Source organism: Psychrobacter sp. TB55-MNA-CIBAN-0194 (assembly GCF_040309505.1).
Lineage (GTDB): Bacteria > Pseudomonadota > Gammaproteobacteria > Pseudomonadales > Moraxellaceae > Psychrobacter > Psychrobacter fozii.
On sequence record NZ_JBEOOW010000003.1, the window covers coordinates 1 to 23,657 of the forward strand.

20 protein-coding genes and 2 tRNA genes are annotated in these 23,657 nt (G+C 43.6%); 10 read left to right on the forward strand and 12 right to left on the reverse strand.

Annotated features, from left to right (window positions below; translation table 11 throughout):
- Positions 1-182: 182 nt before the first annotated feature.
- The 5 genes from AAEY75_RS04290 (at position 183) to AAEY75_RS04310 (ending at position 4,736) form a co-directional block, all read left to right on the forward strand.
- Positions 183-1,130 (forward strand): ribose-phosphate pyrophosphokinase, encoded by a 948-nt coding sequence (locus AAEY75_RS04290; RefSeq protein WP_110921948.1) that lies wholly within the window; start codon positions 183-185, stop codon positions 1,128-1,130.
- A gap of 380 nt (positions 1,131-1,510) precedes the next feature.
- Positions 1,511-2,185, forward strand: a complete 675-nt coding sequence (locus AAEY75_RS04295; protein ID WP_110921950.1) for a 50S ribosomal protein L25/general stress protein Ctc — start codon at positions 1,511-1,513, stop codon at positions 2,183-2,185.
- 208 nt (positions 2,186-2,393) lie between these two features.
- A complete protein-coding gene (gene pth, locus AAEY75_RS04300) occupies positions 2,394-2,975 on the forward strand; it encodes an aminoacyl-tRNA hydrolase (RefSeq protein ID WP_110921951.1) in 582 nt (193 codons plus the stop codon).
- Between the two features lie 174 nt (positions 2,976-3,149).
- Positions 3,150-3,530 (forward strand): aspartate 1-decarboxylase, encoded by a 381-nt coding sequence (gene panD, locus AAEY75_RS04305; protein WP_025651868.1) that lies wholly within the window; start codon positions 3,150-3,152, stop codon positions 3,528-3,530.
- A 222-nt stretch (positions 3,531-3,752) separates the two neighbouring features.
- On the forward strand, positions 3,753-4,736 hold the full coding sequence (locus AAEY75_RS04310) for a calcium/sodium antiporter (RefSeq protein WP_197215644.1): 984 nt from the start codon (positions 3,753-3,755) through the stop codon (positions 4,734-4,736).
- 73 nt (positions 4,737-4,809) lie between these two features.
- Here AAEY75_RS04310 and AAEY75_RS04315 read toward each other — a convergent pair whose 3' ends face one another.
- From AAEY75_RS04315 to AAEY75_RS04325, 3 genes are all read right to left on the reverse strand, one after another.
- Entirely contained in the window at positions 4,810-5,481 is a 672-nt protein-coding gene (locus AAEY75_RS04315; protein WP_197215643.1) for an RDD family protein, read from the reverse strand.
- A gap of 210 nt (positions 5,482-5,691) precedes the next feature.
- A tRNA-Arg gene (locus AAEY75_RS04320) sits at positions 5,692-5,768 on the reverse strand.
- A 176-nt stretch (positions 5,769-5,944) separates the two neighbouring features.
- A tRNA-Ser gene (locus AAEY75_RS04325) sits at positions 5,945-6,034 on the reverse strand.
- Positions 6,035-6,500: 466 nt separating this feature from the next.
- Between AAEY75_RS04325 and AAEY75_RS04330 the strand changes: the two genes are divergently transcribed.
- Positions 6,501-7,289, forward strand: coding sequence for a hydroxymethylpyrimidine/phosphomethylpyrimidine kinase (locus tag AAEY75_RS04330; RefSeq protein WP_352258635.1), 789 nt, complete (start codon positions 6,501-6,503; stop codon positions 7,287-7,289).
- Positions 7,290-7,422: 133 nt separating this feature from the next.
- On the opposite strand, the gene AAEY75_RS04335 is transcribed toward AAEY75_RS04330, so the two are convergent.
- From AAEY75_RS04335 to ppx, 5 genes are all read right to left on the reverse strand, one after another.
- Positions 7,423-7,992 (reverse strand): YggT family protein, encoded by a 570-nt coding sequence (locus tag AAEY75_RS04335; protein WP_352258637.1) that lies wholly within the window; start codon positions 7,990-7,992, stop codon positions 7,423-7,425.
- A gap of 166 nt (positions 7,993-8,158) precedes the next feature.
- Positions 8,159-8,992 carry a pyrroline-5-carboxylate reductase gene (gene proC / locus AAEY75_RS04340; RefSeq protein ID WP_352258639.1) on the reverse strand — a complete coding sequence of 278 codons (834 nt, stop codon included), beginning with the start codon at positions 8,990-8,992 and terminating at the stop codon, positions 8,159-8,161.
- Positions 8,993-9,182: 190 nt separating this feature from the next.
- Complete coding sequence (gene tilS, locus AAEY75_RS04345; protein WP_352258641.1) at positions 9,183-10,772, reverse strand: tRNA lysidine(34) synthetase TilS; 1,590 nt, start codon at positions 10,770-10,772, stop codon at positions 9,183-9,185.
- Between the two features lie 400 nt (positions 10,773-11,172).
- A complete protein-coding gene (locus AAEY75_RS04350; RefSeq protein WP_352258643.1) occupies positions 11,173-11,976 on the reverse strand; it encodes an acetyl-CoA carboxylase carboxyltransferase subunit alpha in 804 nt (267 codons plus the stop codon).
- Positions 11,977-12,177: 201 nt separating this feature from the next.
- A complete protein-coding gene (ppx, locus tag AAEY75_RS04355; RefSeq protein ID WP_352258645.1) occupies positions 12,178-13,704 on the reverse strand; it encodes an exopolyphosphatase in 1,527 nt (508 codons plus the stop codon).
- Positions 13,705-14,122: 418 nt separating this feature from the next.
- On the opposite strand from ppx, the gene AAEY75_RS04360 reads away from it, so the two are divergent.
- Positions 14,123-14,530: an Mpo1-like protein gene (locus AAEY75_RS04360; protein ID WP_197215636.1), complete on the forward strand. Its 408-nt coding sequence runs from the start codon at positions 14,123-14,125 to the stop codon at positions 14,528-14,530.
- 126 nt (positions 14,531-14,656) lie between these two features.
- Here the strand turns inward: AAEY75_RS04360 and AAEY75_RS04365 are convergent, their stop codons facing one another.
- Entirely contained in the window at positions 14,657-16,405 is a 1,749-nt protein-coding gene (locus AAEY75_RS04365; protein ID WP_197215635.1) for an AMP-binding protein, read from the reverse strand.
- 283 nt (positions 16,406-16,688) lie between these two features.
- Here AAEY75_RS04365 and AAEY75_RS04370 point away from each other — a divergent pair, with 283 nt between their 5' ends.
- Positions 16,689-17,087, forward strand: coding sequence for a lysozyme inhibitor LprI family protein (locus AAEY75_RS04370; RefSeq protein WP_352258648.1), 399 nt, complete (start codon positions 16,689-16,691; stop codon positions 17,085-17,087).
- A gap of 113 nt (positions 17,088-17,200) precedes the next feature.
- On the opposite strand, the gene hemL is transcribed toward AAEY75_RS04370, so the two are convergent.
- Positions 17,201-18,502: a glutamate-1-semialdehyde 2,1-aminomutase gene (gene hemL, locus AAEY75_RS04375; RefSeq protein WP_352258650.1), complete on the reverse strand. Its 1,302-nt coding sequence runs from the start codon at positions 18,500-18,502 to the stop codon at positions 17,201-17,203.
- Between the two features lie 91 nt (positions 18,503-18,593).
- On the reverse strand, positions 18,594-18,947 hold the full coding sequence (locus AAEY75_RS04380; protein WP_058025320.1) for a zinc ribbon domain-containing protein YjdM: 354 nt from the start codon (positions 18,945-18,947) through the stop codon (positions 18,594-18,596).
- Positions 18,948-19,151: 204 nt separating this feature from the next.
- Here AAEY75_RS04380 and ygfZ point away from each other — a divergent pair, with 204 nt between their 5' ends.
- Together ygfZ and AAEY75_RS04390 are read left to right on the forward strand one after the other, a co-directional pair.
- The gene (gene ygfZ, locus AAEY75_RS04385) at positions 19,152-19,904 is read left to right on the forward strand and encodes a CAF17-like 4Fe-4S cluster assembly/insertion protein YgfZ (protein WP_197215632.1); all 753 of its coding nucleotides are present in this window, start codon (positions 19,152-19,154) and stop codon (positions 19,902-19,904) included.
- A gap of 76 nt (positions 19,905-19,980) precedes the next feature.
- The gene (locus AAEY75_RS04390; RefSeq protein ID WP_197215630.1) at positions 19,981-21,306 is read left to right on the forward strand and encodes a D-amino acid dehydrogenase; all 1,326 of its coding nucleotides are present in this window, start codon (positions 19,981-19,983) and stop codon (positions 21,304-21,306) included.
- Between the two features lie 118 nt (positions 21,307-21,424).
- On the opposite strand, the gene AAEY75_RS04395 is transcribed toward AAEY75_RS04390, so the two are convergent.
- Entirely contained in the window at positions 21,425-23,599 is a 2,175-nt protein-coding gene (locus AAEY75_RS04395; RefSeq protein ID WP_352258653.1) for a molybdopterin oxidoreductase family protein, read from the reverse strand.
- Between the last annotated feature and the right edge of the window lie 58 nt (positions 23,600-23,657).

Below are 23,657 nucleotides of genomic sequence, written 5' to 3' on the forward strand. Positions count from 1 at the left end.
GTATAGCCAAGTTGGTAAGGCATCAGGTTTTGATCCTGACATCCGTTGGTTCGAGTCCAGCTACCCCTGCCATTTTTTACTGTAATAGTAGTCATCAAAACTTTTCACCACTCTTTTCTGAATTTGAGCAGTTTGACACTGCTTAGCGGTCTCTGCTTGAGTCAATCAATAGGACTTCTGTCATGCCTTATTTGGCGATTTTTACGGGCAATGCCCACCCAGAATTAGCAAAAACCGTAGCCGATCATCTTCACATACCTCTTGGTAAAGCTGACATCACGCGTTTTTCTGATGGCGAAATTGCCGTGGAAATCAAAGAGCACGTGCGCGGTAAAGACGTGTTTATCATGCAGCCTACTTGTGCACCGACCAATGACAACTTGATGGAAATCATGATGATGGCTGACGCCTTGCGTCGCTCTAGTGCTGGTCGCATCACAGCTGTCATGCCTTATTTCGGTTATGCGCGTCAAGATCGTCGTCCACGCTCAGCTCGTGTACCTATCTCTGCTAAAGTCGTCGCTGATATGCTAAACATCGTCAGTATTGACCGCGTAATGACTGTTGATTTGCACTCAGATCAAATTCAAGGCTTCTTCGATATTCCTGTAGACAACATCTACGGCACGCCTGTGCTATTGAATGACCTACAAAAACAAGATTATGACAACATTATGGTTGTTTCACCTGATGTTGGTGGTGTTGTGCGTGCACGCGCCATGGCCAAGCAGTTGGGTGATACCGACATGGCAATTATTGATAAGCGCCGTGCTCGTGCCAACGAATCACAAGTAATGCACATCATCGGCGACGTTCGCGACCGTGATTGCGTGATTGTTGATGATATGGTTGATACTGCAGGTACACTATGTAAAGCCGCTGAAGCATTGAAAGCAAACGGTGCACGTCGCGTGTTAGCTTACATTACTCACCCTGTTCTATCTGGTAATGCATTGAAAAACATCAGCGAATCTGCGTTAGATGAGCTGGTTGTGACTGATACGATTCCATTGTCTGATGCGGCAAAAGCATGTAGCAAAATTCGCCAAGTAAGCATCGCGCCAATGCTGGCTGAAAGTCTACGCCGTATCAATAACGAAGAATCTATTAGTGCAATGTTTGATGGCTAACACTTAACAGTGGTGCTCGTCATAAAAATAGCGTCAAGTTTCATTACTTGGCGCTATTTTTTGCTTAATAATTTTACACAGCCCTTTTTCGTAGGTCTTTATTATTACTACAAAATCACGTATAATGCGCGCCTGTGCCGCCCGTTTGTTTTATTCAATCAGGTTGGTATTATCGAAAGTGCTGATCATGCTGTGAAGTAACGACAACCGTGATAATAATTATCATAAAAATCGTTATGACAAGCAAATGGCTAAGCGTAGAGTTTTTGGTAGTAACTATCACTGACAATGCTTAGCTATCATCACGTATTAGTGGATTGGTCGCAAATCCACTTTTTTATGACCAGACACTTCATCATTCTTTTTATAGGATTATATCCATGAGCATTAACCATTTTGAGCTAAACGCAGTTGATCGTTCTGCTGAACAACAAGGTAAAGGTGCGAGCCGCCGCCTACGTAAGCAGAATCTAGTTCCTGCTATTATCTATGGTGGCAACGAAGAGCCTACCTCTATCTCTATCAAAATCAACGAGTTGGTAAAATCGCTTGAATTTGAAGCGTTCTTCTCACACATCTTGACTATCAATGTTGACGGCGTAGAGCATCAAGCAGTTATCAAAGACTTGCAACGTCATCCAGCTAAAGGCTTTCCAATGCATGCTGATTTCCAGCGCGTTGTGAAAGGTCAAAAAATCACTATGAACGTTCCTGTTCATTTTGCTGGTAAAGAAGAAGCGCCAGGCACAGCAAAAGCTGGTGTTTTGTCAACGCTAGTATCTGATATCGAAATCTCTTGCATTCCATCACTACTACCTGAGTATCTAGAAATAGACGTATCTGGTATGGAAATCGGTGATTTGCTTCGTTTATCAGACATCAAACTTCCTGAAGGCGTTGTTATCAACGAGCTTGAGCTAGAAGACGGCCATGACCGTACTATCGCTAACATGCTACCACCGACAGTTGAAGAAGTTGATGCAGATGCTGAAGAAGTTGACGCAGCTGAAGTACCTGCTACTGAACAGTCTGAAGACAAGAAAGACGGCGAGTAATAACCAAACTCTATATAGCGACCTATCGTTTGTTATATAGTTACTGGTGCGCTTAGTCAAAAAAACAGCAGGTGATGAATATCTCCTGCTGTTTTTGTAAGTACGGTTTGGGTATAAAAGTAATATTCTTTATTCGATACGTCTATAATTCGATACTTTGATACGCAAGCCTTACCACTCATTTATTAAACTCAAGCAGGATGTTTTTATGGCCATAAAGCTTATTGTCGGTCTTGGTAATCCTGGTCAGCAGTATATGTTTACGCGTCATAATGCAGGATTTTGGTTCGTCCATCATTTGGCCCAGCAGTTCAATATTGACCTGAGCCCTGACAAAAAATTCCATGGTGTCACAGGACGCGGGCAAATTCATGGGCATGATGTGCGCTTATTGATGCCTCTCACCTTTATGAATAAGTCTGGTGAGTCGGTTGTGCCGATGGTGAATTTTTATGGCATTGATAATGATCAGTTGCTCATTGCTCATGACGAGCTCGATATTCCTGCTGGCAGCATTAAACTAAAAACAGGTGGTGGCCACGGTGGTCACAATGGCTTGCGTGATATTACGCCGCATATTGGTAGCGATTTTCATCGTCTACGCGTGGGTATTGGTCATCCTGGTCATAAATCTAAAGTTAGTGGACATGTCCTTTCAAAAGCCTCTCCTGATGAGCAAATTGGTATCGATAGCGCCTTAACGGCTGCTTTCGAAGCACTACCATTACTGCTAGATGGCGATATTGAACGCGCGCGTTCTCAGATAAACGGTTTCAAACTACCCGAATAACACGGTATGATACCGCCTATTCTGGCAGATGTATTTTGATCCCAATTCTGTCCAGTTAATCAACAACTTACCCACAACTGTTCATTCAGCTACGGGTTTGGGTAATACTACCTTTTTTTTGGGTAGATTTGCCCCCATTAACTTATTACTTTCATCACGCTAAGGAAGCAATCCATGCTACTTAATATGCTTAAATGCAAATTGCACCGTGCCCGCGTCACACATGCAGAGCTTCATTATGAAGGCTCTTGCGGTATTGATGGCGATTTATTAGACCTTGCAGGTCTGCGCGAAAATGAATCTATCGATATCTATAACGTTACCAATGGCAAACGGTTTCGCACTTATGCGATTCGTGCTGAAGCAGGTTCAGGCATCATCTCATTGAATGGCGCTGCTGCTCATATGGCCGATTTGGGCGATATCGTGATTATTTGTGCCTATGCTCATTTTGATGAGGTTGAAGCCGAAACTTATCAGCCAAAACTGGTCTACTGTAATGAAGACAACACCGTAAAAGACACAGCAAACATCATTCCTGTACAAGTGGCTTAAGAACATTGCTTAAGGAAATTACTTAAAAGCTTGTTACATAAAGTATGAGTAAATACCTAATCATACAGTTGCTGTAGTTGTCAAAATCCCATTAAAATACTTGTACTTATATCGAAGCTGAATCCAGATTGTGATTCAGCTTTTTTTTATGCCATTTTTATATGATGTAAGCTTATTCAAAACCCAATATCTATTTTTATCCCTAACGAAGGAGTTATCTAAATGTGGTTGGCAGTCATTGCAATTTTGATTGGTCTAGCAATTTTGGTTTGGAGCGCTGATGTTTTTATTGATGGCGCAACAGCCTTGGCACAAAAATTTCGAGTACCCAGTTTTTTAATTGGTGTGCTTATTTTGGGTATTGGTACATCAGCACCTGAGATGGTGGTATCGGTACTAGCAGCGTTAGAAGGCAGCCCTGAGTTGGCACTTGGTAATGCTTATGGCTCTAATATTATTAATATTGCGTTGGTACTGGGTGCAACCGTAATAATAAGCCCCATTATCATCCGTAAGGCCATCGTCAAGCGTGACTTGCCTATATTGCTGATGATTACGGCTGTTGCAGCATGGCAGCTGCGTGACGGCTCACTCAGCCAAGCGGATGGTATCGTACTATTGGTATTATTGGTATTAGTATTGGCCACTCAAATCGTATTGAGCGTTCGAGAAGGCAATCATGAACATGATGACGATGTCATAACAGAAGATGATGCGAGTACAAACCATGAAGAACCGAGTGTAATAAGAGGCTTGGGCAGTTTATTTTTGGGCATGTTGATGTTGGTTGCCAGTTCAAGAGCCATTGTTTGGGGCGCAGTTGAGGTCGCAACATTTTGGGGACTGAGTGAGTTGGTCATTGGATTGACGATTGTTGCAGTCGGCACCTCATTACCTGAGCTGGTATCGAGCTTGTCTGCCGCTCGTAAAGGTGAACATGACATGGCACTGGGCAATATTATTGGTTCTAATATTTTTAATACCCTTGCCGTGGTTGGCTTGGCAACCGTCATTGCCCCTATCACCGTGAACCCAGTGATTTTTTCACGTGACGTGATGGCCATGGGCCTGATTACGGTATTACTAGTGGTACTTTGTGGATTTGCTTTTGTCACCAATCGACCATTTGGACGAACCTCTGGTGCCATGTTAATGCTATTTTTTGTGGGCTATACCGGATGGCTGATTCAAACCGTCAATTTATAAAGTGTTGACGTGATTGCTCGCACATATCCATACATAATAAGTCATACGTAGCTATATATATCATGGTTATATATTAAGGTTTATTTTGTGACTGCTTGCGGTTTCTAAAACCACGCCATAACCCTTCGTGTGCGACTTTTGGCATTTTTAGGGTTATGGTATTAGATAACATATCTTGCACTGCTAAGCCGCGACGATTAAACAAACAAAAGGCGTAATTAAAAACCCAGCCTAATAAGGCGCTGGTCAATAATATCGCACGTGACCCACCGATTAAGCTACCAATAATACCAAACAGTAATGGCATCAAACATGCCGCCAAAATACGCTTAAATGACTGTCCCCATGTCAATAAATGACCTGAGTTATTCACGGTTTTTAATCGCCAAGTTTGCATACCTAATGTCTGCCCACCACGACGCCAAAACAACCCATAGAACGCCACTAGTGTCAGTACAAATGACGGCGTCATAATGACGTTCTGATACCAAGTGGGCAACGACTGTGCCTGAGAAGAGTCTGTACCTGTATTCATGGTCAGCAATGTGCCAATCACGGTCAACATCGTTCCCACTAGAAACAACAATGCCAAAATCAACATGCCGTCGTAGAGTACCGCCACGACACGTGTGGTAGGCTTAGCGATCGTTGGCTCTTCATCAGGTATTTTCTGCATAGGAGCATTACGTTGAGGCTTTGATTTTGTGGTTGCTTTAGATGTGCGTTTAGATAAACTTTTTGACATGGTACAAGCTCATAGCAAGCAGTGAATAATGGCTCCATTGTACCGTAATTCACGGTTGTATCGTACATTATCCTCAGATGCTATCTGGTCAAGCATGTAATCACGGCAGGAAGTATTAAGACAAAAGTAATAGACATAAAAAAATCGCCAAATTGTCATAAGACAGGCGATTGATTTAATTTTTTAGCTTAAAATAAGCTAGTATGCAAATGGTGCGCCTGGAGAGATTCGAACTCCCGACCCCTTAGTTCGTAGCCAAGTGCTCTATCCAACTGAGCTACAGGCGCGTATTTTGCACATCATCCACTGCGTTGTTAATAACAATTACAGTAAATTAGGTTGGTCATTATATAGATAATATCGCTTGTGTCAACATCTTTATTCATTAAAATAAAATTAATTTTTAACTTATAAAGACTAACAACTAACTTTTGCGATGCTACTCTAAAAACAACACTATAAATGGAGGTGAAGGAGGGATTCGAACCCTCGATACGCGCAAACGTATGGTTCCTTAGCAGGGAACTGGTTTCAGCCACTCACCCACTTCACCAAACGACGTAAGACTTTTTAAGTTCTAAAAAATAGTATTATTGCTGATAATACGTCTTATCCCGTGGGCGATGATTATAGCAAAACCAAAAATAATTGCAAGCATTGTCTAGCTATTTAATGCAATTTTTATGATATTTATTTGTTTATATTGCCTTATACCCTTTTTAACGACTAAAGCATCTCTAAAATCAGCAAAAACGAGGTCTGAGCCAATCAATATGTGCTCATTTACTATTTATCGATACATTTGATCGATGTATTAATTTTCAATATATAGTCCAATCCATATCAATCCGCTACATCTTCATCCTCTCTAACCATACTAATGTATAACTTGCACTCGGTTTCATTGTATCGAAATTATTTGAACTCAACTATGCAATCTTTCACTTACTATGGCTTTTTCAGCAGTGGATGGCTATAGTATTTGTTATTCATATTTTAAATACATCAAAGGAAGTGTTATGCGACCAGTGGTTCTTTGCTTTTCAGGATTGGATCCCTCCGGTGGTGCTGGATTACAAGCCGATATTGAAGCCGTTGGCCAAGCAGGTGCTCATGCCGCCATTGCCTGTACTGCAATCACCGTACAAAATTCGCAACAGGTATTTAGCTTTGAGGCTTGTGCCGCTAGCTTGGTGAAGAACCAAGCCACAGCGGTGCTCGATGATCTGCCTGTTAGCGTCATCAAATCAGGTATGCTTGGTACGACTGATAATATCGCGATGTTGACCCAATTGTTTGCTGAGCAGGTTATCGCTGCTGAGACACCTTTTGTATTGGACCCAGTATTGGTCGCCAATAGCGGTGGCAGCCTAGGTGATGAGCAAACCTTGGTGGCTGCATTTAAAGCACTTATCCCCTACGCAACCTTAATCACGCCAAATACGCATGAGCTACGTGCATTAAGCGGTGAGCAGGACTTGCACATCAGCGCACAAAAACTGTGTGCGCAAGGTACCCATGCCGTATTGGTAAAAACGTCACATGACTTTGATAGCGGTGATATTGAGCAGTATCTATATATAAAAGGTGAAATGGTACACCAAAGCATTTTGCCGCGTCTAGAAGGCGAATTTCACGGCTCAGGCTGCTCACTAGCCAGCTTTATCGCTGGACGCTTAGCAATGGGAGATTTACTTGTTGATGCAGTCAAGGCAGCCGATAGCTGGATTACCCAAACACTGCGTGCTGCTGATACGCCGCACCCTGACAATGCTCGCGCCCAACTGATACCCAATCGTTTCATCTGATTGCAACTGATTAATGTCTTTATATACTGATGACTTTTATCAGTGACAAAAAAAGGCGATCTATGTCTTATAGAGCGCCTTTTTTTATGTATTGTATTTTCGACAATGTAGCTTTTAGCTTAAGAAACTTGGCTTAGCCTAACATCGGCAAGAAGCTCGCTGCCAAACCGCCAATAAACATCTCTAGCAGAATAAAAGCAACAAAGGCTATCATCGGTGATAAGTCAAGCATACCCATGTTTGGCGTGATACGGCGAAACGGCTCCAAGATTGGCTCCGCAAGATTCATAATAATACCGATAACTGGGTGCTGAGATTGCGTAAACACGACAATCCAGCTGACGATAATTGAACCAATAACCAAGTAGCGACACATACGCAAAAAATCTAAAACCAAACTGACAGTACCAGTGAAAAATAACGGTACGGGTGCAATGCCTTTATGGGTCAGTGCTGCCTTTCCAGAGATATCAATCAGACGAATCAAAAACATCAGTACAATTGCTGCAATACTGATACGACCTTGACCAACCGTTGGAAAAATACGTCCAAAAACATCGACAATATGGGTCGCTTTATAAGCAGGGGCTATCATTGGATTGCTCGCATCCATACCTGCAAACTGTAGCATAAAGCGAATAAACACCAACATCATTGCAAAGGTGGTGACCAAATCAAAGATTTGAAATAACATGTTGTTCATGAAGTGCTACTCAATGTGACGTTATTAACAGGTTAGAGGATGACGAATGTCATTATCAGATGCTTAGTATAGTCAACCCTCTATAAATTGGATACGGTGTGAGTACGACAATTTGTAGATTACAATAATCTGGACACCAGCAATCGTATTGTTGGGTGTTGTCTAACTATTTACTCATCTCTTCACTAAGCGCTTGGCTGCGATCAGAGCAGGCTTTCATGGCTTCGCTGATTTGACGACCAATTTCATTGGCTTGCATTGACTCAACCGCAGCTTGGGTCGTGCCATTCGGTGAGGTAACCTTGCGGCGTAGTTCAGCAGGCGTGTCATCACTGTTCATCGCCATTTTCGCAGCACCTATCATGGTTTGCATAGCAAGTGCTGAAGCTTGTTCTTTGTCTAACCCTAACGCCACTGCACCATCAATCATCGATTCGAGGAAGTAAAACATGTAAGCTGGCGCTGAACCTGATACCGCTGTTACAGCATGCATCTGCTCTTCGTTTTCGACCCACATGACCAAACCTGAGGCTTCCATAACAGCAGTTGCCAATTCTTTTTGTTCTGCTGAGATATTAGCTGTACCATAAAGGCCAGTAGCACCCATTTGAATCATAGAAGGCGTGTTTGGCATCGCACGAACGATATTGCTATAGCCGCCTAGCATATTTGACAAAAGATCAGTCGACAAGCCTGCCGCTACTGAAATGACTAATTGAGTGTCTAATACATCTGCAAAGGCACTCACGACCACTTTCATCATCTGTGGTTTTACTGCTAGTACCACGATATCAGCATCGATCACAGCAGATTTAGGATCAGCCATTGGATCAACAGTGTTTAGACCTTTGGCAGATAATTGCTCACGTGCATCGCTGCTAGGATCAGCGACTGTGACTAGGTTTGGTTTGATGCCGCAGCCCACAAGCCCGCTAATAAGCGCTTGTGCCATGTTTCCGCCGCCGATAAAACTGATTTTTTTATTATCTAATACTGACATATGTGTCTCCTGCTCAAAAATTCAAAGATACTCAAACTAACATAAGCTTATGCAAAATGACATTCAGTTTACCATACTGCCACTAGGGCTGTTTGATAAATTGAACAAGTCAGTATAGGAAGCAGACTCTAAAAAACTCAATAAATTGAAAGACCTTCATCCCATATTTAGAACAATTTTTGTCGCATTCCTACAGCATCTCTTTTATATTCACACTGCTTTTCACAAGTTTAGACAACTGGATAACTTTATCTGCAATACTCGAATACTTATTGCTTAGATTGTCACTGCTCAATGCCCAGCTATCAAAAGGAGAGACTAGTAACAAGGGTAATTCTATAGGCAGCTCATCTTTTTCATTTGGCCAAATAATACTAACCACGATCAAACTTTCACGCAGCCATAATGGGATGCCCAGTGTTTGATAAAGCTTCTTGCCAGATTGTGGACGCGATGCCAGCGCTGTCTTCAGGCGTTGATTGCGGTGCAATGGGGCGATTTGTAAGATAGGAGATACTGTATCGTGTACTGCTTCACCTTCCTCATCGTCTAGTAAAAATCGCACCAACGCATCCGTCGGAATCTGCAACTGCCAGATAGCACGTTGACTACTACGCAAAGTAATGAAGTCGTGTGGCTCAACAGCGATATCAGGAGAAGGTCTTTGAGTTAGTATTCGCCTCTGTTCAATAAGTGGCAATTTCAGCCAAGTCAGCCACTCATTGCTTAGACGATAAAGCTGCTGCCGATAACGACGGATAGTATAAGACTGCTGACGACCTTGCCAAAAAAGTTCCGTTTGATGATCATGATCATCACGTTGACTTAGAAGTAATGCATCATCTACGAGCTGCTTAGCCGGCGGTAATGGCTCATCTTGACCTAGCCAATAATGTAATAATTGGCGTTGGCGATACAGTGGTAGTTTGTGCAATTCATCAATATTTAAGACTTGCTGAGCTGATCGCAACTGTAATGAAGCAACCGCTGTCTGCTGCAAATCTGCAGCTGCTTGTGCCCTGACACTTGCCTGAGCTTCACTCAGTAGCTGTGCGCTACGAGCAATATTATCAACGACATTGGGGTTATATCTCGCCAATACTGGCATGATGTCACGGCGTAACCCACTACGCACGTTATCGCCTGTGTCATTGGTTGGATCATCAATATAAGGCAGTTGTAGACGCTGAGCATAGGCGCTAATACGGGCACGCTGAATAGTTAGCCAAGGCCGCCATAGTATATTGTGCTGCCCGCCTTGCCTTTGTACGCGCCACGGCTGCATGCCCGATAGACCATTCACGCCAGCGCCTTGAATCAATCGCATCAATACGGTCTCTGCTTGGTCGTCAGCATGATGGCCCAGTAGCAAAACATCACCTTGATTGATATGTGCGCGCATGACGTCATAGCGAGCTTGCCGTGCCGCCTGCTCGTCATGACCGTTCACTTGCGCACGTAATATATGACACGGTATCGTTTGAGCCGCTGCCCAATCAGCGACATGTAATGCCCAAGCGTTACTATCCGCTTGCAGACCGTGATTTACATGTAAGAGCTGCGGTAAAAATGGCAATTTCTCTTGTTGATAGAGCTGCACACATAATGCTGCTAATGCCAGTGAGTCACGCCCACCACTACATGCTAGCCAAAGTCGTCGACCGTGCAGCTGTTCACCATACTCAGCCAAACTGCTCAATAACGCTTCGGCTAGCTTATCATCAGCGGGTAATTCAGCGATTGGCTCAATAGAGTAAGAAAGGATTGCACTGCTGGTCATAGTCAGCCTTATTTATTGAGTGGTTATATATTGATACGTTAACAGTCATACTAATAAATTAGCACCTACGTTAATTTCTAGACTACGTTAGGTACTTTATATACTAAGGCGTGTCTTCATTTTAAAAATGGTGATAAAAATGAGATAAATTGTCGTCAAACAAGAAAAATAGTACAGATAATATCGGGATATTAACCAACTATTTGCCGATGTTTGGCAAGATTTAGCCATTTTTAGCCCATTTAGATGACTATCGAGTGAATTGAAGACACGCCCTAACAGCCACAAAAAAACGCGCCATTAAATGACACGTTTTTATTTTAGCACTAAGACTCAGACTCTAATATGAAAAGCCACGTATTCGTGACGTTTAATATTAGGTTGGTACAGTATTAGATTATTAAGCAGGCAACATCACTTCAGAGTTAAACGTTTTTAGCTTTTCATAACGTAGCTCACAACGTTCATGCGCATCTAGATCTTTAAGTTCATCTAACTGTTCAGCAATAAGTGCTTTTAGTGCAGTCATGACTGGCTGCGGTTGCACGTGAGCACCTTCGCCCTCTTCAATGACAGCATCAATTAAGCCCATTTGATATAGGTTGATGGCGTTTAATTTCAATGCTTCACTAGCATCTTGTGCTTTTTCAGCCGTCTTCCATAAGATAGACGCACACCCTTCAGGAGAGATAACTGAGTAAATACTGTTTTGCAGCATGTTTACTTTATCACCCACACCGATGGCTAATGCGCCACCTGAACCACCTTCACCGATAATCGTAACAATGATAGGTACTTTTAGGCTAGAAAATACTGCGATACTCTCTGCAATGGCTTGCGCTTGTCCACGCTCTTCTGCACCGATGCCAGGATATGCACCCTGGGTATCTACAAAGGTCATCACCGGAATATTAAAACGCTCAGCCATTTTGACCAAACGAATAACTTTACGATAACCTTCAGGATTGGCCATACCAAAGTTATGAGCAATACGCTCGCGAGTACTGCGACCACGATGCTGACCAATTACCATCACAGGTTGACCGTCAAAACGAGCCAAACCTCCAAGTATGGCTTTGTCATCGGCATAAGCACGGTCGCCATGCAACTCATCAAATTCGGTAAACAGCTGATTAACATAGTCCATAAATAATGGACGCTTGGCGTGTCGTGCAAGCTGCACACTATCCCAGACAGTGCTCATAGACCTTTCCCTTTAGTAATTATATTTAACAATGGCATCGTTATCGGTTTACAGATAATGAGTTTGCAGATAATAAAAGTACAGTTGTAAACTCAATAGAGGCTATAGTAGCACATCTTAAATCGCATAACATTACCGACAGAGCAGCTTTTGTTACGCGAATCTTTAGCTTAATAATTACAACCGTAATTTCTATCAGCATTAAGCTTCAACCACGCTCAGCTTCACGCCCCACTTGGCAAATTGATCCGCTTCAGTACGGAGATCAGACAATAAGAAAGCATAGTGCTCACTGCTATCGATAACGGTAATTTGCCAACAGTTATCATCCATGACCTTTAATTCTAATTCTGGTAACTCATAATCGCTGCGGCTATGATGCGCCAATACTGCCAGACGTAATAGCAAACAGAGATAGACGAGCTGATCACCACCGATAGTGCACGTCTGCTCAAGCATATCCGCCTTGAGCTTACGACGATGATTGAGCATCAGCTGCGCCATTCGTTTTTGATCGACTTGCGAAAAACCTGGAATATCTGAATATTCGAGCAGATAGGCACTGTGTTTATGATAGCTGCTGTGACTGATCGCTAGTCCTATCTCATGCAAGAAGGCCGCACGTCTGAGCAAGTCACAGTCATCGTTGGTCAGCGTAAGCTTATCTTTTACTTGCTCAAATAAATGACGGCTGGTCTTAACCACTTGTTTGGCTTGCTTTTTGTCGCCTGAATAACGTTTAATCAATGCCATCACACTGCGATCACGTACATCTTCGCTCACAAAGCGGCCGAGCATGTCGTACATTACCCCTTCACGTAGCGCACCATCTGAGTAAGTAATACTCTCTACACCCAACACATCCATGATAGCAAGCAGCACAGCTACTCCTGCTGGGAATACTGCTTTACGGTGTTCTTTAACACCTTCTAAGTCAATATCATCAACGTTGCCAATTTTAAGCAGTAGCTTTTCTAGTTTTTTGACACCTTTATAAGTGATGCATTCTTGCTCATCAGCCCAGCCTTTGGACACTAGAACGTTACGCACCGCTTTTATCGTCCCACTGGAGCCAACCACGCTACTCCAGCCCGTCTTTTGATAACGCCCATTAATCGCCAACACTGCTTTGCGGGCATCCAAGATGGCATTATTAAAGGCTTCTTTGGTAATCAATCCGTCAGAAAAATACTTTTGCGTAAAAGACACACAGCCCATCTGTAGGCTTTCAGTCAATAGTGGATCGAACTCTTGACCAATAATGAACTCTGTCGAACCACCACCGATATCCATCACCAAGCGTTTATCGCTACTGGCATTGGTGTGCGAAACACCCAAATAAATCAATCGAGCTTCTTCGCGCCCTGCAATAATTTCAATAGGCTTGGGCAAAATCTTATTGGCACGTGCAATAAAGTCGTTGGCATTTTTGGCTTGGCGCAACGCATTGGTTGCAACCACACGAATACGCTCTGGAGGCACTGAGTCCAAGCGCGCCACGAACCGACTCAAACAATCGAGACCACGCTTTTCAGCTGCTGCACTTAGGATCTTATTTTCATCTAATCCGGCGGCCAGCTGCACCTTTTCAGACATAGACACTACTTTTCGCACCTCACCATGATCAAGACGCGCAATGGCTAGGTGAAAGCTGTTGGAGCCAATATCAATGGCTGCCATCATTTCGTCATCAGCAAGCGGTGGATTCGTAAGGTAGTCAATAGGCATAGGAGAAGTCGTTACCATGTTAGATAAAGGAAAAAGAATACTTATTAAAATCAGGCGGCTGATCTGTGCAAAAATTACAGATGCATAAAATAGGGCTATCTATACGAATAGACGCTATTTTTGCCATTAAAGCATTTATGCCAAACACTCGCAAGCGACACAAAATCACAGTGAACGTGTCATGACACCATATCTACAGTAAACGAGGCACACTCAGCATCTATTGCTTGTGTTAATAATATGGGTTTGCTACATTGAAAGCCACCAATATTATAATAAATAACAGTGACTTGGTGTCAGCTTATAAATAGGCTATCACCTATAATCCACATCTCAATAGAAAGAAATTTACTCACCAGTGTTAAAATCTGCCTTAATTTATATGGCATACACGACACCACTAGCAAGGAAGCTAAAAATGAATGCAACTGCCACACAGAACATGGCCAAAACTGCTGATACACAGATCAATAGCAATGCAAAAAAAGAAATAGTCAAAACCAATACGCCGACTAAGCAGAAATTTTATGATTTCTATTTGGATGAGCATCAAAACATGGCTTGCCGTCGCTTGCACTTCGCAGGTAGTAGTTTTGGATTATTAGGATTGGCCAAGTCTGTCAAAACCCGTTCTCCCAAACCGTTACTCAAAGGTATTGCCGCAGGATATGCTTGTGCGTGGGTGGGTCATTTTTTCTTTGAAAAAAATAAACCTGCCTCTTTTAAGTTTCCGTTAAAAAGCTTTGCTAGCGACTTCCGAATGTATGGCGATGTGGTGCGCGGCAACTTAAGCTTGAGAGATCGCAAGTTTGATAAATCACGATAAAATTCAATCGTTACATACAGCACGCATTAAAAAACTGGGCTGCTTAAAATAGCAGCCCAGTTTTTTATTCGTTTTGAGGATTTTATTCGTGTCATTCCACATTCATTAGTGAAATGACGTATTCATTTATCGCAAAGATTTACGTAATATTTTACCGACTGCTGTCTTCGGTAACTCATCGATAAACACATAAGACTGCGGACGCTTATAGCCAGTCAAACGCTCAATAGCAAAAGTCATCAGTTCATCAGCCGTTAAACTTGGGTCTTTTTTGACCACAAAAGCTTTGGGAACTTCACCGCTGTGTTTGTCTTCGACACCAATGACGGCCACTTCTAGCACTTTTGGATGTTCAGTTAATGCAGCTTCTACTTCATTAGGATAAACATTAAATCCTGAGACCAATATCATGTCTTTTTTACGATCGACGAGTGTCAAAAAACCATCGTGATCCATGACGCCAATATCGCCAGATTTGAAATAACCATCCTCAGTAAAGGTATCTGTATTGTCTTTCTGCCAATAACCTTGCATCACTTGTGGTCCTTTGATGCCGACTTCTCCAGGTGTTCCGATCGCACAGGAGTATCCATTTTCAGCAATAATTTTGATATTCATCATTGCTAACGGCAGACCAACGCTACCATTAAAATTCGTAATCCCGGGTGGATTGAACGAGATAACTGGTGCCGTCTCAGACATTCCATAACCTTCATGAATCATCATGCCTGTCACTTGTTGCCACTGATCAGATACCGCCTTGATGATGGCGGTGCCACCACCGATAGATAAGGCCAGTCGACTAAAATCAAGGCCAGCAAATTTTGGATGGTTGAGCATACCAATAAACAAGGTATTCACAGAAGGAATGACATGCGGACGATGCTGCTCAATAGTATTGACTAGCCCATCGATGTCACGTGGATTGGTAACCAATATATCTTCCCACCCACCATATATCCCGAGCAAACCGCAAACAGTGAATGAAAAAATATGATAGAGCGGTAAAGGATTCAGTATCTTGATCTGCTCGCTACGGCCGGCTTCAATCGCCATGCCAAACATCGCATAGCACTGGCAGATATTGGCCATGACATTATAGTGTGTCAGCATGGCGCCTTTTGGTTTGCCTGTCGTGCCACCTGTATATTGTAATAAGGCCAAATCATCACGTGTAATCGTCACAGCCTGACACTGCTCAGCGTGGTATGTATTCATAATATGCGCAAAGCTGACATTCTGCTCTGAGATATCATTTGCAGCATTATCGGCTTTGGCTTGATTGGTTTGATTGAATTGACGAGTAGTATCAGCTGAGGCTTCAAGTTGGGTAAGTAAGGCAATGTCGTTATCCGCAGGTTCAGCATTCGGATTGACAGAACAATGTACCACCAGTGACAGCTGCGATTTCACTGCATCGTCTAATTGATCGAAAGCGGCGGTCATCCCATCAAGGACAACCAGCACGCTAACTTGAGCATCCGTCAGTTGGTGTGCCAATTCATAATGGGTGTACATTGGATTGACGTTTACCAGTACGGTGCCTGAGCGCAAACAGCCAAGCAACACGACTGCATACTGCAATATATTGGGTAGTTGTACCGCGACACGATCGCCCTTGTTGATTCCTTTTGCTTGTAAAAAAGCAGCAAAGCGGCGACTGGCAATATCCAGTTGTGCAAAGGTAAGCGTAGCGGGCCCCATACTAAAAGCCACAGAATCCCTATGTTGTTCTATCTTGGGTTGCAGTAACTCTAGCAGGTTGTGCTTGCCCTCTAACACATCTAGATTATTTCTTAGTCCGTGTTTCTCATACGAGGCTTGCCATAACGGTGGTGTATTACTGCTAGGCATATCATTGGTGCTGGTAGTCATGAGTTAGCGTCCTTGCTGAGTATATTTTTCTCAGCATAGCATACTCTAATCATGATTTTTTAAGCGGCTGAGTCACTTTATGGGCTCTGTTATTAGCAGTATTTTTTGGGCCATATGCATCGACTTTTATGACCAGTATATAGGTTAAAAACTTAGCTGAATCAGCCTAAAAATATAGGTGCAATCACATACACACATTTACTAAACCCCTCATAAATTCGAGATATATCCGGAATATAGCCATGCTATGCTAAATGCCATTTCATACAAATAATGAGATTATATGTTTATCATGAGCCATGTTAAAAAAGTCGGCTGTCTTGCTTTACTGTCAACAGGACTATTTGTCAGTGCTCAAGCGTCTGCAGCAGACACCTGCGACAATGCCTATACTCAAACAGATATGAATAAGTGCGCTGCAGCTAGATTGGCCGTAGAAGACCAAAAGCTAAACCAATCTTACCGTAATTTTCAGCGCTTACTTAACAGCTCTGAGAAAAAAGAACTAAAAGAGGTGCAGCTAGCATGGATCGATTTTAGAGACAAAGCTTGCCAGTTTTCTGCCAGTTCAGTTCGTGGCGGTAGTGCTTACCCAATGGCGCTCAATGGTTGTTTGACCACTTATACACAGCAACGCCGCGTACAATTAGATGCCGATATTAAGAACATCAAAAGTAAATAGATGACTGTAGAAAATAAGTAGCCATAAAAAAACCAGCACCTCTTAAGGTACTGGTTTTTTTATGGCTTTGATTGCCTTGATCAATGCTACTTATGACGTTGAGTCAGAATAAATTAAGCACTGGCCATTTCAGCAAATATCTCATCAGCCGCTTTGATTGACGCATCAATGTCTTCATCGCTATGTTTGATTGACATAAAACCTGCTTCATAAGCAGAGGGTGCAAGATAGATACCACGATCTAGCATGCCATGAAAGAAGGTATTAAATACAGTCATGTCGCACTCTGTCACGTCATCAAAGTTCTGAGGCACAGCAGTCTCCTTGTCTCTAACGAAGAACATACCAAACATGCCGCCCAATTTATTGGTACGAAGGTTAATACCATGCTTGTCAGCCGCTGCTTGGAAACCGTCTACTAAACGATCAACTTTCGCTGCTAATTCGTCATAAAAACCGTCTGCCGTTAAGTCTTCAAACATCGCAATACCAGCACGCATCGCGAGTGGGTTGCCTGATAACGTGCCCGCTTGATAGACACTGCCAAGTGGGGCGATGCAAGACATGACTTCTTTTTTACCACCGAAAGCGCCAACAGGTAGACCTGCACCGATGATTTTGCCAAAGCAAGTTAAATCAGGGTCGATACCGAAGTGTGCCTGCGCTCCGCCAAGTCCGACGCGAAAGCCAGTCATGACTTCATCAAAGATTAATACTGCACCATTGGCAGTACACTCTGCACGCAACGTATCATGGAACTCTTGTGTTGGAATGACCATGTTCATATTGCCAGCGATAGGCTCTAAGATAACGCAAGCGACTTCTTCGCCCCATTTCTCAAAACAATCTTTAATCGCTTGCGGATCATTATAAGGAATCGTAATCGTGTGCTTAGCAAAATCAGCAGGTACGCCTTTTGAGGTGGGCTCACCGATATCAAGCATGCCTGAACCTGCTTTTACTAACAGACTGTCTGAATGGCCATGGTAGCAACCTTCAAACTTAACGATTTTGTCACGCTGGGTGTAACCACGTGCTAAGCGAATCGCACTCATGGTTGCTTCGGTACCAGAGCTGGTCATACGAATCATTTCGACGCTAGGCACGATTTCGCAAATTTTATCTGCAACTGTCGTCTCGAACGGTGTTGGGGTACCAAAGCTTAGACCATCATCGGCCGCTTTTTTGACCGCATCGATTACTTTTGGATGCGCATGACCCAAAATCATCGGCCCCCAAGAACCGACATAATCAATATAGGCATTGTCTTCGGTGTCATAAATTTTGCTGCCATTGGCACGGTGCATAAAGATTGGCGTACCACCGACTCCTGCAAAGGCGCGAACAGGTGAATTAACACCACCCGGGATATGTTTGCTGGCTTGTGCAAAGAGCTGTTCGTTTTTAGTACTCATAGTTATTCTCTACTTATAGCGACAATTTTTTGTGATTAAACGTCTGCTTTATATTTGTTTATTATAAAATTTTTCAAGCATATCTGGAACGCTAGGCTTTTTTAACAACAGAAGACTTAAGCTTCATTGGGCCATAGCCATCGAGTTTGCAGTCAATATCATGACCGTCAGTAGCATCTGGCAATAAACGAATACTTTTTGCCTTGGTACCTACTTTGATGACGAGTGAAGAGCCTTTGACTTTTAGGTCTTTGATCACAGTCACCGCATCACCGTCTTGTAGCTCGTTGCCGACAGCATCACGAATAACTGCATCTTGCTCTTCAGCTTGCGCAGCATCGGTCTCAGCCGCCGTCCACTCATGAGCACACATTGGACATACCAGTAACGCACCATCTTCATACGTATATTCAGCATCACATTTAGGGCAATTTGGTAAGCTCATTATTTCCTCGGCAGCCATGACAGATTAGGTTTTTACTAGAGCCAACATTGTACCGTAACTCGACAATTTTAACCAATTTGTACGGTTGAAAACTGGGTACTGAGCCCAATTTAACTGTTAACTCACCACTTAACCACGAGCTTTTTTATGACCGTGTTTTTTGTGGTACTCTTCTTAGCTTCATTTAGTTTAAGGATAATAATAATGACTCAAATTTCAAATGCATCGATATTACCAAAGTTTGCCCAATTAACCATTCAAGGCGAGGATGCCGAAAAATTCTTTCAAGGACAGTTGACCTGTGATGTCACCAAGCTCGGCCTCAGCTATCAAGCTGCTGCCATTGGTAATTTAAAGGGACGCATTGAATTTGGTATTTGGATTAAGAAACAAGCAGAAAAGCAATATGATGTGGTCATTAGTGCTGACTGCGCGGATGCTCTACAAGCCCACCTTAAAAAATATGGTGCATTTTCTAAATTTGAAACCAGCGCGCCGATGCCAATTTATCCTTGTGTCCTTGATAATGTACCGACTTTTAGCCATAAAGACGATCATAATACGACTGAGGATACACAAGCTTGGATGCAATGCAGTATTGCCACTGGTAACTATTGGATCGTAGCTACCACTCAAGGTGAATTCCAACCGCAAGAGCTGCGTCTGCATCAGCGCGGCGGTATGGATTACGACAAAGGCTGCTATCTGGGTCAAGAAGTTATCGCTCGTATTTATTTTAAATCAGCACCCAAAGCATTTTTGCACTATGTAAAAGGCACTGGTGAGGTACCAGCTGCAGGTAACAAGATTGATAAAATCCAAGTGGTCAATGCGATTGCCAATGCCGAAGGTTTTGAAGCATTGGTCATCACTCGTCCAGAATACCTTGTTGATAGCTTACTGACGCCACTAGACTTGCCAGCCGCCCTGCAAGCTGATGTGGCCCGCGCCAAATAAAAACTTGCCCTATAGATGGTGTTAGAAGTTTGACCCATTGCTGTCAGGCCATTAGACAATCACAGTAGAGAACCCTATGACACATGTTGCAGTACTTGGAGCAGGCGTGGTCGGTGTGACCACCGCATGGTATCTTCGTCAAGCAGGCTATGATGTGACTGTGATTGAGCGTGAACCCGCAGCAGGTTTGCAAACCTCATTTGCAAATGGTGGTCAAATATCGGTGTCACATGCCACACCTTGGGCTAATCCTGCAACTCCGATGAAAGCGCTCAAGTGGTTGTTTAAAGAAGACGCACCGCTTCTGTATCGCTTGCGGGCTGACAAAGCTCAGCTCAAATGGGCGATGCAGTTTCTGCAAGAGTGCCGCGCCGATAGAGCCGATGCCAATCTCGTACAAATGGTACGCTTAGGTCTATATTCAAGAGATACCTTACAGCAGCTGCGTGCGGATATCGGCATTGACTACGAACAGCAAACTCGCGGTATCATGCATTTTTATACTAATCAGGCAGAGTTTGATGCAGCTATAGAACCAACCGAACGCATGCAAGCCCTCGGTTGTGAGCGCTACGTGATTGATATCAATAACGCCGTCAATTTAGAGCCATCGCTTTACCCAATTGCTCATAAGCTGACTGGAGCAACCTATACCAGTCGTGACGAGTCTGGCAATGCGCACCTGTTTACCCAACGTTTGGCACAGCGCTGTATTGATGCTGGTGTACAGTTTTTATATGATACCGAGATTTTAGCACTCAATACCGATACAGACTCTGCGCATCCGCACGTGCACAGTATCACCATTCGTCCAGCAGGTGAAAACGCCCAAACCTTTACTGCAGGTACTTATGTATTAGCACTTGGCAGCTATAGCGTGTCATTGCTAAAGCCTTTGGGTATACACGCGCCAATATTTCCGGCAAAAGGCTATTCGGCTACTTATACCGTCAACCCACGAGCGCCGCATTTAGCGCCTTTTGTTAGCTTGATTGATGATGAGTTTAAGCTGGTCACCTCACGATTGGGTGATAAATTACGTGTGGCTGGCACCGCAGAATTTAATGGCTATAACTTAGATCTGAATACCACTCGCTGCGAAGCCATTACTCGACGCGTACAGCAGTTGTTCCCCAAAGGCATTATTGCAAACTCGGTACAATATTGGACAGGACTACGCCCTATGACCCCATCGAACGTGCCTTTGATTGGCCGTGCGCACTGCGGTCAAGTCAAACACGGCAGCCATAATGCCTCAGCTACTTTTGACAACTTATGGCTCAATACTGGGCATGGTACGCTGGGTTGGACGCATTCTTGTGGTTCTGCAAAAGCCCTTAGTTTATTAATCCAAGGCGAAACCCCTAACGTTGATTTTGACTTTGTCGGTATGAGCACTTAATCAAATAAGCGATAGATTAAGATTTTGTGCAAAAAAGAAGGCGCTTACCTATAGTAAGCGCCTTCTTTTTACTTTAAATTTAGGACAATTCTTAAGTGATTACGCTATCTATCAAGGTTTATGATGCGGTAGCCAATGCGTCATCCGTTGCTGATTCAAGCGCTTCCAGTTGTACTGGTACACCATTAACTGCCGCATTGCCACTTAACTGATCAATCAAGGTATCATCGGTCAAATCATTCACGCTCACCCCTGCGTGTGCTTGGGCGATTTTTTGCTTGACCCCTTTACGGCCATGACCAAAGCCATGCGGAATACTCACCACGCCTGGCATCAGCTCGTCGGTCACTTCTGCTGCAATGATCACACTACTGATTCGTGAAGTGACTTTTACAGATTGACCATCAACGATACCATGCTGCGCCGCTGTGTCAGGATGCAGCATCAACGTACAACGAGACTTGCCTTTTACTAATCGATGGCTATTGTGCAACCACGAGTTGTTACTACGCACATGACGGCGGCCGATGAGCAGCGTTTGGCTACTGTCATATTCTTGCACCATTTCTTTGACACGTGCCAAATCTGCCTTATAAAAATCCACATGAAGATGAATCTGTTTGTCTGCATGCTTAATAGCGTCTGGCAACATGCTGTGCAATGGCCCCAAATCGATACCATGCGGGTTTTCCATGAGTACATCTAACGTGACATCTTTATAAGGCCCATACTTTAGACCTTGCTCTAAAACAAATTTCGGCCCAAATGCTTTTATCGCTGCACGCTCTTTTTGCGTTGCTTCTGGCGCATCTTTATCCAAGCGATCGGCCAGCTCTAAATAAATCTCCCAATCGTGTCTCGTCTCTTCTGATCTCTCAAACAAAGCAGGCGAGTATTTGGCGACATTGTGCACTGCAAATCCATTAAACGTAACATCGTAATGGTCACGCTCTAATGGCGATACAGGTGGCAAGATAATATTGGCATGACGACTGGTCTCGGTCACAAAGTAATCGAGTGACACCATAAACTCTAGTTTTGACAGCGCTTTGTCTAGCTTTTCACCATTTGGGGTACTGAGCACAGGGTTACCCGCAACGGTGACGAATCCTTTTAATTGCCCCTCGCCCTCGACCAACATCTCATCTGCCATGGCGACCACAGGATACTCGCCATTAAAATCAGGCAAGTTGCTCACGCGGCTGTGGCGTTTACCCAAATAGCCTGGGCCTGAGCTGTTCACAACGTCCATTGCAGGATTAGGGAACATCAGCCCGCCCACTTCGTCTAAGCGTCCTGTGACGATATTAATGACCATAGACAGGTACTGACTCAGTAGGCCAAACTCCTGCACCGAGATACCCATTCTGCCATAGCAGACTGAGCTTTCTGCCTCGCAGAACTCTTTCACAATACGTTTGATTTCAGCAGCGGTAATACCCGTAATATCTGCTACAGATTCAGCCGTGTATTCTTTAGCAAACAAAGCAAGTCGGTCAATCTCAGGTGCCAATGCAGCGACTTTGCTATCTAACTTAGCATAGCCTTGCGCATAGATTTCATTCAGCATCGCCAGTAATAGCAACACGTCTGTCGCGGGGCGAATAAAATGGTGCTCACTAGCGATGTCAGCGGTTTCTGTACGTCTTGGATCAATCACCACCACTTTGCCGTCACGGGCTTTGATGTCTTTTAGTTTTTGGCGCATATTCGGGGCAGTCATGATACTGCCGTTAGAAGCTAGCGGATTGCCACCGATAATGAGCATGTATTGGGTGTGGTTCACATCAGGAACTGGAATGCGTAGCATATGGCCAAATAAGTGCATACTGACGATATGGTGCGGCAATTGATCGATTGAGGTGGCAGAAAAACGACTGCGAGTTTTTAAGCTGGTAAGCAGTTGTTTTATGGTCAGCATACCGCCCATGTTGTGTACGTTGGGGTTACCAAGATAAACCCCCAATGCGTTTTGGCCATATTTTTGCTGTACGGATTGAATACCTGCGGCCACTTTATCCAATGCTTCTGGCCAACTGATGGTTTTCCAGCCATCGGCCGTTCTCTCGACTGGCTGGCGCAAACGGTCAGGGTCTTCGTGCAAATCCTGCAAAGCCGTTGCTTTTGGACAAATATAACCTTGCGAAAAGGGATCGTTTTTATCGCCTTTAATCGACAAGACTTTTTCGCCGTCGTGTTTTATCTCAACACCGCACATCGCCTCGCACAATGTACAAGTTCTAAAATGCGTTTGCTCTTCGCCTAACGTTGGTGTAGCCATGGTTGTGGCCATAATAACTCTCCCTGTTGTGTTTGATTAATCCTAGTTTTTACGATAATAGTTTTCGCTT

Bases quoted from the DNA above. Each gene is read 5' to 3' on its own strand.
- AAEY75_RS04290 (WP_110921948.1), top strand. From the start codon at position 183: ATGCCTTATTTGGCGATTTTTACGGGCAATGCCCACCCAGAATTAGCA.
- AAEY75_RS04295 (WP_110921950.1), top strand. From the start codon at position 1,511: ATGAGCATTAACCATTTTGAGCTAAACGCAGTTGATCGTTCTGCTGAA.
- pth (WP_110921951.1), top strand. From the start codon at position 2,394: ATGGCCATAAAGCTTATTGTCGGTCTTGGTAATCCTGGTCAGCAGTAT.
- panD (WP_025651868.1), top strand. From the start codon at position 3,150: ATGCTACTTAATATGCTTAAATGCAAATTGCACCGTGCCCGCGTCACA.
- AAEY75_RS04310 (WP_197215644.1), top strand. From the start codon at position 3,753: ATGTGGTTGGCAGTCATTGCAATTTTGATTGGTCTAGCAATTTTGGTT.
- AAEY75_RS04315 (WP_197215643.1), bottom strand. From the start codon at position 5,481: ATGTCAAAAAGTTTATCTAAACGCACATCTAAAGCAACCACAAAATCA.
- AAEY75_RS04330 (WP_352258635.1), top strand. From the start codon at position 6,501: ATGCGACCAGTGGTTCTTTGCTTTTCAGGATTGGATCCCTCCGGTGGT.
- AAEY75_RS04335 (WP_352258637.1), bottom strand. From the start codon at position 7,992: ATGAACAACATGTTATTTCAAATCTTTGATTTGGTCACCACCTTTGCA.
- proC (WP_352258639.1), bottom strand. From the start codon at position 8,992: ATGTCAGTATTAGATAATAAAAAAATCAGTTTTATCGGCGGCGGAAAC.
- tilS (WP_352258641.1), bottom strand. From the start codon at position 10,772: ATGACCAGCAGTGCAATCCTTTCTTACTCTATTGAGCCAATCGCTGAA.
- AAEY75_RS04350 (WP_352258643.1), bottom strand. From the start codon at position 11,976: ATGAGCACTGTCTGGGATAGTGTGCAGCTTGCACGACACGCCAAGCGT.
- ppx (WP_352258645.1), bottom strand. From the start codon at position 13,704: ATGCCTATTGACTACCTTACGAATCCACCGCTTGCTGATGACGAAATG.
- AAEY75_RS04360 (WP_197215636.1), top strand. From the start codon at position 14,123: ATGAATGCAACTGCCACACAGAACATGGCCAAAACTGCTGATACACAG.
- AAEY75_RS04365 (WP_197215635.1), bottom strand. From the start codon at position 16,405: ATGACTACCAGCACCAATGATATGCCTAGCAGTAATACACCACCGTTA.
- AAEY75_RS04370 (WP_352258648.1), top strand. From the start codon at position 16,689: ATGTTTATCATGAGCCATGTTAAAAAAGTCGGCTGTCTTGCTTTACTG.
- hemL (WP_352258650.1), bottom strand. From the start codon at position 18,502: ATGAGTACTAAAAACGAACAGCTCTTTGCACAAGCCAGCAAACATATC.
- AAEY75_RS04380 (WP_058025320.1), bottom strand. From the start codon at position 18,947: ATGAGCTTACCAAATTGCCCTAAATGTGATGCTGAATATACGTATGAA.
- ygfZ (WP_197215632.1), top strand. From the start codon at position 19,152: ATGACTCAAATTTCAAATGCATCGATATTACCAAAGTTTGCCCAATTA.
- AAEY75_RS04390 (WP_197215630.1), top strand. From the start codon at position 19,981: ATGACACATGTTGCAGTACTTGGAGCAGGCGTGGTCGGTGTGACCACC.
- AAEY75_RS04395 (WP_352258653.1), bottom strand. From the start codon at position 23,599: ATGGCCACAACCATGGCTACACCAACGTTAGGCGAAGAGCAAACGCAT.